14 protein-coding genes are annotated in these 14,522 nt (G+C 60.7%); 2 read left to right on the top strand and 12 right to left on the bottom strand.

What is annotated here, in order from left to right:
• The 5 genes from ispG to RID42_05725 all read right to left on the bottom strand — a co-directional run bounded on the left by ispG (position 1) and on the right by RID42_05725 (position 7,520).
• Positions 1–1,131: a flavodoxin-dependent (E)-4-hydroxy-3-methylbut-2-enyl-diphosphate synthase gene (gene ispG, locus RID42_05745; protein ID MEQ8247167.1), complete on the bottom strand. Its 1,131-nt coding sequence runs from the start codon at positions 1,129–1,131 to the stop codon at positions 1–3.
• Between the two features lie 64 nt (positions 1,132–1,195).
• Positions 1,196–2,677 (bottom strand): DUF4115 domain-containing protein, encoded by a 1,482-nt coding sequence (locus tag RID42_05740; GenBank protein ID MEQ8247166.1) that lies wholly within the window; start codon positions 2,675–2,677, stop codon positions 1,196–1,198.
• Positions 2,678–2,969: 292 nt separating this feature from the next.
• Positions 2,970–5,234, bottom strand: coding sequence for a phosphoenolpyruvate--protein phosphotransferase (gene ptsP, locus RID42_05735; protein MEQ8247165.1), 2,265 nt, complete (start codon positions 5,232–5,234; stop codon positions 2,970–2,972).
• Entirely contained in the window at positions 5,231–6,307 is a 1,077-nt protein-coding gene (locus tag RID42_05730) for a nitronate monooxygenase (GenBank protein MEQ8247164.1), read from the bottom strand. The genes ptsP and RID42_05730 overlap by 4 nt, the downstream gene beginning before the upstream one ends.
• Entirely contained in the window at positions 6,300–7,520 is a 1,221-nt protein-coding gene (locus RID42_05725) for an aspartate kinase (protein MEQ8247163.1), read from the bottom strand. The genes RID42_05730 and RID42_05725 overlap by 8 nt, the downstream gene beginning before the upstream one ends.
• Positions 7,521–7,649: 129 nt before the next feature.
• Between RID42_05725 and ubiG the strand changes: the two genes are divergently transcribed.
• Entirely contained in the window at positions 7,650–8,405 is a 756-nt protein-coding gene (ubiG, locus tag RID42_05720; protein MEQ8247162.1) for a bifunctional 2-polyprenyl-6-hydroxyphenol methylase/3-demethylubiquinol 3-O-methyltransferase UbiG, read from the top strand.
• Here the strand turns inward: ubiG and RID42_05715 are convergent.
• The 5 genes from RID42_05715 to RID42_05695 form a co-directional block, all read right to left on the bottom strand.
• Positions 8,402–8,857, bottom strand: a complete 456-nt coding sequence (locus RID42_05715; protein MEQ8247161.1) for a DUF1178 family protein — start codon at positions 8,855–8,857, stop codon at positions 8,402–8,404. The genes ubiG and RID42_05715 overlap by 4 nt on opposite strands.
• A gap of 91 nt (positions 8,858–8,948) precedes the next feature.
• Positions 8,949–9,785 (bottom strand): carbon-nitrogen hydrolase family protein, encoded by an 837-nt coding sequence (locus RID42_05710; protein MEQ8247160.1) that lies wholly within the window; start codon positions 9,783–9,785, stop codon positions 8,949–8,951.
• A 12-nt stretch (positions 9,786–9,797) separates the two neighbouring features.
• A complete protein-coding gene (gene grxC / locus RID42_05705; protein MEQ8247159.1) occupies positions 9,798–10,064 on the bottom strand; it encodes a glutaredoxin 3 in 267 nt (88 codons plus the stop codon).
• 102 nt (positions 10,065–10,166) lie between these two features.
• Entirely contained in the window at positions 10,167–10,904 is a 738-nt protein-coding gene (locus RID42_05700) for a ComF family protein (protein MEQ8247158.1), read from the bottom strand.
• Between the two features lie 54 nt (positions 10,905–10,958).
• Entirely contained in the window at positions 10,959–12,002 is a 1,044-nt protein-coding gene (locus RID42_05695) for a zinc-binding dehydrogenase (protein ID MEQ8247157.1), read from the bottom strand.
• A gap of 103 nt (positions 12,003–12,105) precedes the next feature.
• Here RID42_05695 and RID42_05690 point away from each other — a divergent pair, with 103 nt between their 5' ends.
• Positions 12,106–13,017 carry a methyltransferase domain-containing protein gene (locus tag RID42_05690; GenBank protein ID MEQ8247156.1) on the top strand — a complete coding sequence of 304 codons (912 nt, stop codon included), beginning with the start codon at positions 12,106–12,108 and terminating at the stop codon, positions 13,015–13,017.
• On the opposite strand, the gene RID42_05685 is transcribed toward RID42_05690, so the two are convergent.
• Together RID42_05685 and RID42_05680 are read right to left on the bottom strand one after the other, a co-directional pair.
• Positions 13,014–13,970, bottom strand: coding sequence for a bifunctional GNAT family N-acetyltransferase/(deoxy)nucleoside triphosphate pyrophosphohydrolase (locus RID42_05685; protein ID MEQ8247155.1), 957 nt, complete (start codon positions 13,968–13,970; stop codon positions 13,014–13,016). The genes RID42_05690 and RID42_05685 overlap by 4 nt on opposite strands.
• On the bottom strand, positions 13,967–14,509 hold the full coding sequence (locus tag RID42_05680; protein MEQ8247154.1) for a GNAT family N-acetyltransferase: 543 nt from the start codon (positions 14,507–14,509) through the stop codon (positions 13,967–13,969). The genes RID42_05685 and RID42_05680 overlap by 4 nt, the downstream gene beginning before the upstream one ends.
• Positions 14,510–14,522: the final 13 nt, after the last annotated feature.

Genomic DNA, 14,522 nt, shown 5'->3' with positions numbered 1-14,522 from the left:
CTACGACGCCGCAGAGGCTGGCGCGCCCGCCACGTTGCTTGTTTGAATTTCCTTCGCCCGAGCTTCGACCAACTCAACGACATGGTCGACGAGGCGATCGTCATCGATCTTGTGGTCTGCAAGCCCATTGACGTAGATCATGTGGTTTCCCCGTCCGCCACCGGCCAAACCGACATCCGTCTCTCGAGCTTCGCCGGGGCCATTTACAACACAGCCGATAATCGACAGCGTCAGCGGCGTCGTAATGTGCGCCAAACGCTTCTCCAAGGTCTCGACCGTCTTGATCACGGGGAATGCCTGTCGGGCACATGACGGACAGGAGATGATGTTCACGCCGCGGTATCGCAGGTTCAACGACTTGAGAATATCGAACCCGACACGAATTTCTTCTACCGGATCGGCGGACAACGAAACGCGCACGGTGTCGCCGATACCGGACCACAAAAGCATTCCCATTCCGATCGACGATTTCACGGTCCCGGAAATCAAACCACCCGCTTCGGTGATTCCGAGATGCAAAGGATAGTTACAGGCCTCGGCCAACTGCTGATAGGCAGCGACGGCTAGGAACACGTCTGAAGCCTTGACGCTGATCTTGAAATCGAGGAAATCCTCGTCTTCGAGGATTTTGGCATGATTCAATGCGCTCTCGACCATCGCTTCCGGGCACGGCTCGCCGTACTTCTCGAGCAGGGCAGGTTCGAGCGACCCGGCATTGACGCCGATCCGCATTGAACAACCATGATCGCGCGCGGCACGAACGACCTCCTTCACGCGCTCGCGAGACCCGATGTTTCCGGGATTTATCCTCAAACAAGCAGCGCCGGCCGTGGCCGCCTCGATAGCGCGCCGATAGTGGAAATGGATATCGGCGACGATCGGTAGGTTGACCTGGCCGACGATCGCAGACAACGCAGCCGTAGACTCTTCGTCTGGGCACGACACGCGGACGATGTCGGCCCCAGCGGCCTCCAGTTGTCTTATCTGCTCAACCGTCGCGGACACATCGTGGGTCAACGTATTGGTCATCGACTGGACCGTGATCGGCGCGCCACCGCCCACAGGCACTTTGCCAACCATTATTTGACGGGAGTCGCGGCGGATGATGTCGCGATAGGGCCTGACGCTCATAGCGCGGGACTAAACTCATTAGGGGCGAGATGGTGGGGACTATGCATCCCGACCGCGGTGCGAATCAAGGGTCGGTCTGGGTCTCGCCTGTTCCCGTCTCGACTGGACCGCGCCGGTTGCGTAGGTCCTCTACAGCTAACGAAATGTCGCGGCCGATGACACCCACCGGACCAAGCCGCGGGATCGGGGCGCCATCGACGATGACTTCGAGCGCGCCCAAATTGCCGGTCATGAGCAACAAACCGGGACGGTTGGGAACTAAGTATCGGTCGCCCGGCCGCAAGACTCGGGTGAGGAGGAGTTCACCCGATGTTGCCCGGACCTGAACCCAGCTATCGTTTTCCGCGACGAGAACGACTCTGGCGTTTTCGTTACCCGCCCCAAAGACACGTGGGACGTAGCCGCCATCCCCCGGGGAACGGGCCTCGTCGATCTGGGTGGCGAGCGGCGGCGGTGCCGTCTCCGGACCGCGTGCGGCGACGGTGGTTTCCCCTTGCTCGCCAACGACCGGCTCAGCGGGCGTCGCGACGATAATAGGTTCGGGGGTCGGCGGCGACGTCTCTGCGATCGGCGCGGACGATGCGTCCGCCAACTGCCTGATTTCGACATCGCCGGAGGACCCCGTTTGCGAAGCAGCGGTAGCAACCCGCGATGGGGATGCCGAAACGCCCCCAGGGCTGGATTCTGGCAAGCGGTCGGACGGGGCGGGCGGCTGCGCTAACGGCGCGGCAACAGCCGGTACCGATGCCGCACCCGACGCGTCTTCCGCAGCGGTTCGGGCGCCTACCGCAGCGACCGTAGCACTCTCGCGGTCGGTGTCGTTCGCGGTCGGCGATGAGCTTAGCACATCCGGTTCGACCACCGCTGGCACGGGGGAGTCGTTAGTTTCGACGGCTACGAGCGGGGATTCCGGTTGTTCCGCCTCAAGGACCGGCAATCCCGGTCCTGAAGGCACGGCATCTGCGGAGGTTTCGCTCGTTGGTGCCGGGTCAGCAGCCAAATTATTTGTCGGCAAATCGACAGGCTCTTCGGCTGTGGGTGGCGGCAATAGAGCCGCAGGCGCCTCCGTTGCCTCGGTCAAACGTTGGGGAATCGGCGCGACTCGTTGGGCCGTACTCCTTTCCTCGCTTGTGAAGACGAACCAGCCCGCATAGGCGAGAACCGCGAGAAGAACGCCCCCTAACAGTAGTCGTCCGGTTGGCATGCGCCCTCGGTCCATTGCCGAGGGAAACGCCAATCTGGCCTCCTTTCGGGGGCCAGTCGTCTCAGCCCGGAACCGGTCGACCACGATGCTTTCGTCGAGGTCGAGGAACCTTGCGTAGGACTTCAAGAATCCAATGACGTAAACATGTCCAGGCAGCGTGTCGAACTGCCCTTTTTCGATCGACTCGAGATAGGCGGCGGAGATCCTGAGCTTCTGCCCTATATCCGCGATGTCCATGCCCGCCCGAATTCGAGCTGCGCGTAGTTCGGCGCCGATCCCGTCGTAATCGCCGGATTCCGAACGCACCTCTCGGAGGTGAAGCCTGCGCCGGGAAGATTCCACAGGGGGGTAGTCCTCACGCTGAGGATCTTGACTAGCCATCACTGCCCTCGCCGGTTCGATCCACTTGGGCGAGCCTCATGGAGACACGAACCAATGGGTGCTGCAGAAACCAATCGAGGGATGCGCCAGTCTACCGTTGTCAAACCCATAACCCCCGACGGCCCAGAACTGTGCGGACGGTCCCGCCATCCTAACCACCTATGGAAAAAACCCACCCCACGCGTTCGAGGGGGAGTTTTCCACACTTCACACAGGGTGTGAGTAAACCAGAAAATTGACTATTTGCAAATAGTTAAAAGGAAAAACCGCGATCTTGGACGAAGAGTCTTACTTCGTCGCGCAGTGAACGGTCGGCGCCCCCCATACGGCCCTCAATGTAGGATGCAATTGCGGCGCAATCGAGGCTACGCAAGGCTTTCTTGACAGCACCATAGGCGGGTGCCGGCACCGATAGCGTCCGAAAGCCCAGCCCTGCGAGGCAGACGGCCTCAAGCGGATTCGCCGCCATGTCACCGCAAATAGCCACAGGCGTTCCTTTTAGGTCGCAAGCTTCGCGGATGCTCCTCAGCAGCCTGAGAAAGCTAGGCGAGAGGGCATCGTAACGATTCGCTAAACGCGGATTGGTCCGATCGCTTGCAAAAAAATATTGGAGAAGATCGTTGGTACCGATCGAGACGAAATCGGCGGCCTCGGCCACTTTATTTGCCTGCCACGCCAGCGATGGCACTTCGATCATGGCGCCGACCTGCACCGACGACGGTGTCGGGCGACCTCTCTGGCCTTGGCGAGCGATTTCAATGTCGAGAATCGCTCGTGCACTGGCAACTTCGGCAAACTCAGCTGCCATCGGGAACATGATCGTGAGGGGTTGCCCACGAACGGCCGAGATCAATGCCCTCAACTGGTTGCGCAAAACGGACGGTCGATCGAGGCCGACGCGCAGAGCCCGCCAACCCATCGCCGGATTTTCCTCGCGCATTAGCGGTCGATCTAGATTTGGCAGGACCTTGTCGCCGCCCAAGTCAAAAGTTCTGAACACGACGGGACGACCTCGAGCCGCATCCAGAACCTCCCGGTAGGCTGCCTCTTGATCGCTAACAGAGGGAAATGTTGGGTGAGTCAAGAATAGGAGCTCCGTCCGCAACAGACCGATTCCCGTCGCACCGGTGGAGTCAAAGAACGGCAGCTCGCTAAGGAGACCGACATTCAGCTGCAAATCAAAATCCACACCATCGACCGATTGCGCCGGCATGCTCCGCACGGTTTCGTAGTCGGCACGACGCCTCGACTCCTCCTCAATCGAATCGACGAGGTCATCGTAGACACTGTCGTCAGGTCGCACGTGAACCAAGCCACGCCAACCGTCGACCACGACCGGATCCCCGGGTTGAAATCGCGTCAGCGCGCCGGCAATCCGACCGACGACCGGGATGTTCAACGATCGAGCGACCAAGACCATGTGCGATGTGGGCGACCCCTCGCCGAGCACGATCGCGCGCAATCTTTCGCGGTCGTATTCCAGTAGTTCGGCCGGCCCAAGACTTCGTGCAACGAGGACGGCGTCTTGGGGCAGATCGTTGGCCACCAAGTCGGCGCCCCCTCCCAACTCTCGCAACAATTGGCTGGAGAGGTCGTCGAAATCGGCAATGCGGTCCCGGAAATAGGGCGACGGCGCTAATCGGCGGCGGTTCTCCTCTTGAACCCTGCAGACCGCTCCCTCCGCAGTCAGCCCGTCATGGACTGCCTCGCGCATTCTGCGTTGCCAGCCAAGATCTTGGGCAAACATCCGATAGGTTCCGAGAATCTCGCGCCCGGCATCGCCGATTCGCGACTCACTTTGCGCGATCAAGATTTGAATACGCCGAAGAAATGCGTCGATCGCCTCATCAAGCCGTTCGCGTTCCCGTTCCGAGTCTTCCGAAACGAGGTCGTGGACAAGACGCGGCCCACGATGAAGGAACGCCTTTCCATGGCCAATCCCCCCCGCAAGGGGTAGCCCTTCGAACCGAAGGGGCAGCGTGGCGTTGCCGTCAATATCCGCGGTCTCGCCCTCGGCAACGAGCGCTGACGCAAGAACCAGCTCGCAAAGGACCATCGCGACGGTTTGCAGAACCTCGGCTTCTTCCGTCGAGTATTGGCGCTTGGCGCGATTTTGGACCGACAGCGCGCCAATGACCCGCCCGCCCCGCTGTAGAGGTACGCCTAGAAGCGAATGAAAGCTCTCCTCGCCGGTTTCCGGTCGATAGGCAAATAGCGGATGCGCCTGGGCATCGGCAAGCGCAAGGGTCTTGCCCTTTGCAACAACTTCGCCGATCAAGCCCTCACCGACCCGTAGCCGCGTCAGGTGGACCGATTCGGGACGAAGTCCGTATGTTGAGAAAAGCTCTAAAACATCCCCGGCCCGCCGCAAATAGAGCGAGCAGACGTCAGCCGCCATATTTGTTGCAATGATCTTGGTGACGGTATCCAGTCTGGCCTGAGGGGCGCCCTCTGCGGCCATCAATGCGCGAAGCTGGTGCAACAGGGCGCGGGGCCCCGCGACCTTCTCCGGGCTCATCTCAGTGTCGCAGCCTGCCCAAACGGTGCCGGACCGGCGGAGCGAATCGCTACCTTATGAAGCGCCGCCGCAGCCTCGTCGACGAGGTGTTCAATGATTTCGGCAACAGGCTCTTCCTTCGTGACCAAACCGACGCTCTGGCCGGCCATCACCGAACCGAATTCGACGTCACCTTCGATCGCCGCCCGTCGCAAGGCTCCGGCCCAAAATCGCTCAATGGCCAACTGGGCTTCCGCTTGAGACATCGCGCCAGCATCGACCTTTGCAATGACTTCGCGTTGTTTCTCAACGAAAAGCTGCGTTCCTTTGTTGCCCAGCGCACGGACGGGTATAACCGGAAACCGCTCGTCGAGTTGGGTCGAGGGCACCGCATCGCGCGCGTGCCCGCGCAAAAACGCCTGCTTGAACCTCGGATGAGCGATACACTCGGTCGCACATACGAAGCGGGTGCCCATCTGGACGCCCGATGCTCCGGCGGCGAGATACATCGCGATCGCATCGCCATGACCGATTCCGCCAGCTACGAAAACCGGAATGTCTTGAATCGCAGGAAGAATTTCTTGTGCGAGGACGCCGGTCGACACCGGACCGATGTGCCCACCCGCTTCCATACCTTCGATAACGAGCGCGTCCACGCCCGACCGGACGAGCCTTTTCGCGAGAGCGAGGGCCGGCGCAAAGGCGAGCACCCGAATGCCGGCGTCCTTCAGTTGGGATATGGCCGATGCCGGAGGTAGGCCGCCGGCAAGGGCAACATGGCTCACGCCTCGTTTTCCGCATGTGGCGATCAACTGACCTAGGTCGGGGTGCATGGTAATGAGGTTGACCCCGAAAGGACGGTCGGTCAGCTCATATGTCGCCGCAATCTCGACATCCAGCTCGGAAGGGCTAAGCGACCCACAGGCGATGACCCCGAACCCACCGGCATTCGAGATCGCCGAGACAAGGTGACGATCGGACAACCAACTCATCGCTCCACCGAGAATGGCGTAGTCGGTACCGAGAAATGAGGCGCCCCTGTCCCAGAGACGCTTAAGCTGCGCGTGGGAAGTTAGCGACCCATCATCATTCATCGTCCAGCCCATAGGCGGTGTGCAGCGCCCGCAACGCGAGTTCAGTGTACTCTTCTTCGATGAGTACGCTGACCTTGATCTCAGACGTCGAAATAACCTGGATGTTGATTCCGCGCTCGGCCAGGGTCGCAAACATCCGCTGAGCAACACCTGCGTGGCTTCGCATTCCGACGCCGATGACCGAGACTTTGGTTACTCCCTCGTCGGATTTCAGCTCTTCGTAGCCAACATCCGGACGCGCCTTCTCGATAACGGCAATGGCCCGGTCCAGATGGGCGCGCGTGACGGTAAAGGTTAGGTCGGTAAACTTATCGTCTTGGGAGATGTTCTGGACAATCATGTCCACATTGATATTCGCGTCGGCCAGTGATCCGAAGACCGCGGCGGCAACGCCAGGTCGGTCGGCGACTCGCCGCAACGTGATTTTTGCTTCATCGCGAGAATAGGCGATGCCACTAACGATCTCTTTTTCCACAATCTCATCCTCGTCGACAACGAGCGTACCCGGTGAATCGCTGAAGCTCGAAAGCACTTGAAGTTTGACTCCATGGTTCATCGCGAGTTCGACGGACCGCGTTTGCAGTACTTTTGCCCCAAGAGACGCAAGTTCGAGCATCTCCTCATAGGTGATTTTCTCAAGTTTCCTTGCCCGGGTCACAATTCGAGGATCCGACGTATATACCCCGTCCACGTCGGTATAGATGTCGCAACGGTCGGCATTTAGCGCCGCCGCCATGGCAACCGCACTCGTATCGGAACCGCCTCGCCCCAGTGTCGTGATTCGGTTTTCTTCGCTCAGCCCCTGAAAGCCCGCGATGACGGCCACCTCACCGTGCTCGAATCGCTTTCGGATTTCGCCGACGTCGATGTCCTTGATTCGCGCCGCGCCATGGGACGAGTCGGTGTGGATGGGTAGCTGCCACCCCATCCAGGACCGCGCGGAAATCCCCATATCTTGCAGGACGATCGCGAGAAGGCCTGCAGTCACCTGCTCTCCCGTGGCAACGATCGCGTCGTATTCACGAGTATCGTACAGCGGCGACGCCTCGTCCGCCCAGCGGACGAGTTGGTTAGTCGTGCCCGCCATCGCCGAAACAACAACGGCGACATGGTTCCCGCGGTCGCACTCGCGCTTGATTCTCGACGCGGCGTTTCTAATCCGCTCGAGATCAGCGACGGAAGTACCGCCAAATTTTAGAACGACAACAGACATAGTACCCGGAATAGAGGTAGCGGCCGCATACGGCCCCCCTGATTACGGCGCCCGAAGTATTTTCTTGTTCCGGCAGGGGCGCGTATACATATACGCGACACAATCGCCAAGCAAGCAAGGCCCAACCCAGTGACCCTTGAGTCCGCCACAGCGAGGAGCTCGATCGACCCCGTCGAGGTCGATCGTTTTGCGAAAATGTCCACGATGTGGTGGGACGCGCAGGGCCCCTTTCGGCCGCTGCACCTCATCAATCCGGTAAGACTGCGGTACATCCGAGACCGGCTGTGCCAGCGATTAGCGCGTGACCCCGATAGTCCGACGCCGCTCCGTGGCCTTCGGGTCGCCGACATCGGGTGCGGTGGGGGTTTGTTGTGTGAACCGATTCGGCGCCTCGGGGCGGATGTCGTGGGCATCGACCCGTCGGAGGAAAACGTCGAGATCGCACGCCGGCACGCTGCCGATGCCGGCCTTGAGATCGACTATGTCCAAGCGACGGCGGAAGATCTTGCGGCGTGGGGCGAAACGTTCGACGTCGTTCTTAACATGGAGGTCGTCGAGCATGTCGCGGACGTTCCGGCGTTTCTTACGGCGAGCACACAAATTCTTCGAGGCGCCGATTCGGCAATGGTCCTCGCGACCCTTAACAGGACGTTGAAAGCCTATGCGTTGGCGATCGTTGGCGCCGAGTATGTTCTAGGGTGGCTTCCGAAGGGCACCCACGATTGGAACCGATTCCTCCGGCCCTCGGAACTTCGTGCGCACCTAGCCGGAACGGGGCTGAAAATAACCGATCTAGCGGGGCTGTCCTATGCGCCCCTCGCGCGCGAATGGCGATTGACGAGCGATTTGAACGTCAACTATCTGGCGTTTGCAACGCCAAACTAAGCATCTTCCTTGGTCGGCCATGGGAGAACGCCGAACTCGACGCCCTCTTCACGTAGGTCGGCCGCTTCGTCCGGAGTCATTTCGCCGTAGATGTTGCGATGATCCGTTTCCCCATAGTGGATTTTTTTGGCTTCCTCGGCGAAGGTCTCGCCGACGTGGTCGAAATTTTTCTCCACCTCTTCGCGCAACGCCCGGGCCATTTTCATCAACTCCGCCGCCCGATTGGTCGCGCCAGTCGCCACCGGCAACGGCGCCACATTGGAACCGGACTTGGAGATCTCCGGCGCCTGCGTGCTGATGTGGGGCGCCATGAGCGCTTTGTCGAGACAGGTGTCGCCACAGATCGGGCATGCCAATTCGCCCTGTTGAACTTGGCGCTGGTATGCCTCGCTATTCGAAAACCACGCTTCGAATACGTGAGCATTTGTACAACGAAGATCGAATGAGATCATGCTGAACGACGAGTCCTAACTGCAATCAAGTCTCGATATAGAAGGGTATTCCCGAGTTCAAGGCCGATGCGCTGGAAACAAAGCCTTGCGGCTAAATCCGTTCGGCTTCCGGAGATACCGAGGCGCGAAATTCAGCGAAGGTCGACCACGCCGGAATGGCGGCGCGCGCAGCCTTGACCTTGGCGAAGTCGAGATCGGCGTAATATACGCCGGGGGCCGCGCCCGCATCGAGCAGCACCTCACCCCACGGTCCGACCACCATGGAATGGCCATAGGTTTCACGGTTCGCCGGGTGTCGCCCGACCTGCGCCGGTGCCACGACGAAAGCCCCGGACTCGATCGCGCGGGCCCGGAGCAAGACTGCCCAATGGGCCTGCCCCGTCACTTTGGTGAACGCAGAGGGAATGCTGACCAACTGGGCCTCCATGCGGCCGAGCGTTCGATAGAGCTCCGGAAACCGGACGTCGTAGCAAATCGTCATGCCCAGCGCGCCCCAAGGAAGGTCGGCGATTACCACGTCGGACCCTGGTCGGTAGTTGCGGGACTCCTGGTAGGTCTCCCCACCCGGCAAGGCGACATCGAACATATGGATCTTATCGTAACGGGCGGCGACGCGACCGTCGGGCCCAAACAATAGCGAACGGTTAAAGACCCGACCGTCGCCAGTTGCGACGCCGACCGACCCGGCAAGCACCCAGCACCGGACTTCCGCGGCGAGCGAGGAGAATCGCGCAACTGCGGGGTGAACGGCTTCCGCGACGGCCAATGACAGAAGCTGTTCGCGGCTTGCCGCCATCAGCGCAACATTTTCGGGCGTCGCGATAAGGTCCGCGCCCGCGCTGGCTGCCTCGCGGATCGCCTCGGCGGCGGTCGCAAGATTGCGGTCCATATCGTCGCCTGCACAGACTTGGACGCAAGCGACTTTCATGGCTTTGAACCGCTAAGCCGAGGTTTCGGCCAGCAAGGTGTCGAGGCGCCCCTCGCGCTCCAACGCGTAAAGCTCGTCGCAGCCGCCGATACCTTTTCCGTTAATGAATATCTGCGGCACGGTGTAGCGCCCTTCGGACCGCGACATCATTTCCTCGCGTTTTGCATCGCTGAAAGTGACGTCGACCTCATCGAATGCGACCGATTTCTTGTTAAGCAAGTTTTTGGCGCGGGCACAGAACCCGCACATCATCGTCGTGTAGATTTCAACGTTGGCCATGGGCCTCGCACCGCAAAATTGGAACAACTTCGATACACTAGGTGCGTCGATAAGGCGTTCGCAACAGGGGCTAGGCGCAATTTCTACAAATTAGGGTGACCGCTAGACTACCCGCGCCAGAGTTAGAACGTCGACGTGGGCTGCGCCGGCGCGGAGGAGGGCACCGGCGCACACGTTCACGGTTGCGCCGGTTGTGAGGACATCGTCAATCAGGAGCACGCGACGCGCTGCGACAAGCGATCGGGCGGCGGCATGTACTTGGATGGCGCCTCGGACGTTGGTTTCCCGGGCCCGGCGCCCGAGTCCTCCCTGGCTAGGCGTGTTCCGCGTACGCCGCAGTGCACCGACAAGAACACCGAGGCCGTTTGCAGCAGCCAAACGAAGAGCAATAACCGAGGATTGATTGTAGCGACGGCGGAGCAACCGACGCGGGTGTAGCGGGACGGGGATGACAACATCTGCGTCCGCAAGAAGCTCCCGTCCGGCGGATTGCAACCATGACACCGCCAATGGTGTGAGGTCGAGGCGATCGCCGTGTTTGAAGGCCAATATCAGGTCGCGCGAGACGTCGCCGTAGACCAGCGCCGACCGAGCCCGGTCGAAGCTGGGGGGATGGGCGATGCAGGCGCCGCACCACAGGTCCGGTCCGGCGTCGAAGTCGAAGGGCAAGCCGCAGCGCGCGCACAGCGGGGCCGACACGAACTGCGCCTTTGTCCAGCAGGCGCTGCACAGCCCAGCACTATGAATGCGACTCCCGCAGGCACCACACCGGTTGGGAGCAACGAAATCCAAAGCGAAGCCGGCGGATCGGCGCAATAGCCGAGGTGCGGTTGTTAACACGCCCGCCGCTATGCGCGGCGCAAAGACGCTTTCGGTAGCGCGCGGATACTTTGGTTAGACTTCCAGGACGACTTTGCCGAAGAACCGGCGACTGGCGATAATGTCGTGCGCCGATTTCATTTCCTTGAGCGGCAGGATCTTCTCAATGACCGGTCGCAGCTTGCCCTCCTTGACGAGCTTAAGGACCATCTGATTCGTCGAGACCGGCGCAAAGTGCGTGGAGGTCATGGTCAGTTGCTTGCGGAAGAACTCGATCATGTCGATTTCGACTTTCTCGCCCGCATGCGCACCCGCCGTCGACAGACGTCCGTTGAGACAAAGTGCTGAGAGGCTTTGCTGGAGAACGTTGCCGCCCACGCACTCGATGACGGCGTCGGCTCCCCGACCGTCGGTCATCTTCATCACTTCGTCCACGATGCTTTGGTTGGAGTAGTTGATAACCTCCGAGGCGCCGAGCTGGCGGGCGCGGTCCAGTTTCTCGTCGGACCCGGCGGTGGCAATCACTCGGGCGCCGGCTAGTGCGGCAATTTGCACCGCCGCCGAACCGACACCCGATCCTGCCGCGTTGACGACGACATCTTCGCCTTGTTTGACCTTGCCCTTGGTCACGACAAGTTCCCACGCTGTCGCCATCGCGACCTGCGTTGCCGCGGCATCCAAATCCGAGAGCCCGTCAGGAATACGAATGACGTTCGGTTCCGAAACCTTCACATACTCGGCGTAGGTTCCCCACCGCGTGACACCAAGTTTGTCAAAGTCCATGCAGATGTTGTCCATGCCCAATGCGCAGTTGCAAATTGCCCGCCTGCATTGGCCGGACGATGTCGTAAGCTGAGGCATGACGCGGTCGCCGACCCGAAATGCTGTGACCCCGGAACCAATCTCCGCCACAACGCCGGCACCCTCGACACCGAGGATGTGTGGCATCTTCAACCCGAGATAGCCGGAAACGTCGGCACGCAGGTCCAAATCGAAGTGGTTAAGACCGACGGTCTTGAGGTTGATGAGCACCTCGCCCGGGCCGACCTTCGGCGTATCGATATCCTGATAGGTCAAGACATCCGACGGCCCGCACTCATGGATCACGACTGCTTTCATTTTTCGGCGCTCCCCAACAAAAAGAGGCGCGCACTCTAGCATCAATTCGCGCGAGGTGGGGTAGGATCGCAGCGTTCCCGCCACGGCTCCGGCAGATAACGCTATGGGTGACGCAAATCTCTTCGATCGACCGTCCGTCGTTCGAAACCGCTTGAGGTCGCGGTCGCTAAACCCGCTGGGCTCTTTTTTGTTCCAGGAAGTCGGAAGCAGGCTTGCCGACCGTCTGCTGGACGTTCGGCGCGAGTTCCCGATCGCCGTGGATCTCAGCGGCCAACCCGGTTTCGCCGCGCTGATGGCAAATGCGGGGGTACTCGATGCGCGCAAGATCGCAACACTCGTAACCAGCTTGGACTCGCCCGGACCGAGAGGCGGCGAACTGTCCGTCGTAACCGGCCCCGAGGGCCTCCCTCTTGCAGAGTCTTCGATCGACCTCGCGGTCAGCGTCATGGCGTTACACTGGATCAACGATCTGCCCGGCATGTTGTCCCAGATCCGCCGCGCGTTGCGCCCGGACGGTTTGTTCGTCGCGGCGTTTCTCGGTGGCGAAACGCTCCATGAACTGCGCGATTGTCTTGCGACGGCGGAAATAGAGATTTCCGGTGGGCTAAGTCCGCGGGTGAGTCCGTTTGCCGAAATTCGCGATGCCGGCGGCCTCTTGCAACGCGCCGGGTTCACCCTTCCCGTCGCCGATAAAGACCGTATCGACGTTACCTATGAGACAATGTTCGCGCTCATGCACGACCTGCGCGGGATGGGGGAAACCAACGCCCTCGCCCTACGGCCCAGGCATTTTTCGTCACGCGCCGTGTTCATGCGCGCTGCGGCGCTGTACGCCCAGAAGTACGGTCGCGACAACCGTATACCGGCCACCTTTGAGGTGACCTATCTGACGGGCTGGGCGCCGCATGAGTCCCAACAACGCCCCTTGCGTCCCGGGAGCGCCCGAACCCGGCTCGCCGCCGCGCTGGACACTACCGAGCAAACGGCTGGCGAAAAGGCTGCGCCAAAGGACTAGAGGTAATCCCGCAACATGGCGACGAGGGGAATATCGGCTGGTGGCATGTCGATCGCTGTCAGCTCGTTGACGCCGACCCAGCGCAGGCTTTGGCCTTCCCGGCCATGCGCCTGCCCCGACCAGACGCGACAAATGTAAAGCGGCATGAGGAGGTGGAAGGCCTCGTAGCGGTGGGAAGCGAAGCAAAATGGAGCGAGGCAGCTTTCCTCGGTATCGATGCCAAGCTCCTCCCGAAGCTCGCGAATCAGTGCGTCTTCCGGCGCTTCGCCGGCAGCAACCTTGCCGCCAGGGAACTCCCAAAGGCCCGCCATCGATTTGCCTTGCGGCCGCTGTGCGATGAGGACGCGGTCGTCGCCGTCGAGTAACGCAACGGCGACGACAAGCACCGTCGGCAAGGTCGCTTGCGCACGCCACCGATCGGCCTCGAGCGTCATCACCACGGACTTCTTGCCATGTCCACGCGCGGGCAGCCACTGATCGACCAAGCCCACCGGTTGGAAGCCGTTCTTCTCCAGCACTCGTAGCGAAGCCGTATTCTCGGCGTCAACCGACGCTGTCATACGATCCAAACCCAAACCGGCGAAACACTGCGGCAACAGTGCCGCGACCGCCTCCGTCGCATAGCCCATTCCCCAATAGGACCTGCCCAACCAATAGCCGATTTCTCCAATGCGTTTACCGTCCGGCAGGTCGTGGGCGCGGACTCCAATGGCCCCAACGACCGCGTTAGTCGAACGATCTTCGACCAGCAGTGCGCACCCTACCGGCAGCGGTCCGTGACCCAGGGCCGACGTAATAAAATCGATTGCGTCTCGGTCACGGTAGGGGGAGGGAACGTTCGAAAGAAATTTTACAACTGCATGGTCATTCAGCAGCCGGACGAGATCTGCGGCATCGGCGCTGGTGGGCAACCGCAACGAAAGCCTATCGCTATCGACCGGGGTCGCGATCATGCGGTGCGGTGGAGTTCGTAGCGCAGCACTTTTTTACTCGAAGCATTTGTCACTGCCGAGGCCTCGAGGCCTCGATAAACGAAGCCAAGGCGGGCCAAAACGCGGGTCGACGCCGGGTTCCCCATGAACACGAAGGCAACGATGCGCCGCATGCCGAGGGCAGCCACGCCGAATTCCAAAGCGGCGCCAACCGCCTCGGTGGCGAAGCCCTGTCCCCAACACCTGCGATCGAGCCAGTATCCAAGTTCGAAGGCCCGTTCGTGGGGCATCAACCCAAGTCCACCGATGAAGGCGCCGTCCTCGCGTCGTTCGATCGCAAAGCGACATCCGACGATCCTGCCCGGCGGGTTGCGCGCGCAATCCTTTATCCAAGCCTCCGCGTGACTCGCGTCATAGGGATGCGGGACGAAAGCGAGTTGTTTTGAAACCAACGGATCGGTCAGTTGCGCAACCAACGGACTTTTGTCCGCTGTGGCAAACGACCGAAGGTGAAGCCGCGATGTTTCTAAGGGTTGCACGATCGAATTTTGGACGTTCATCGCACCACCAAAG

This window comes from Alphaproteobacteria bacterium, assembly GCA_040216735.1.
In the GTDB taxonomy this organism is placed as follows: domain Bacteria; phylum Pseudomonadota; class Alphaproteobacteria; order SHVP01; family SHVP01; genus CALJDF01.
This window is presented reverse-complemented; position numbering and strand designations above follow the sequence as displayed.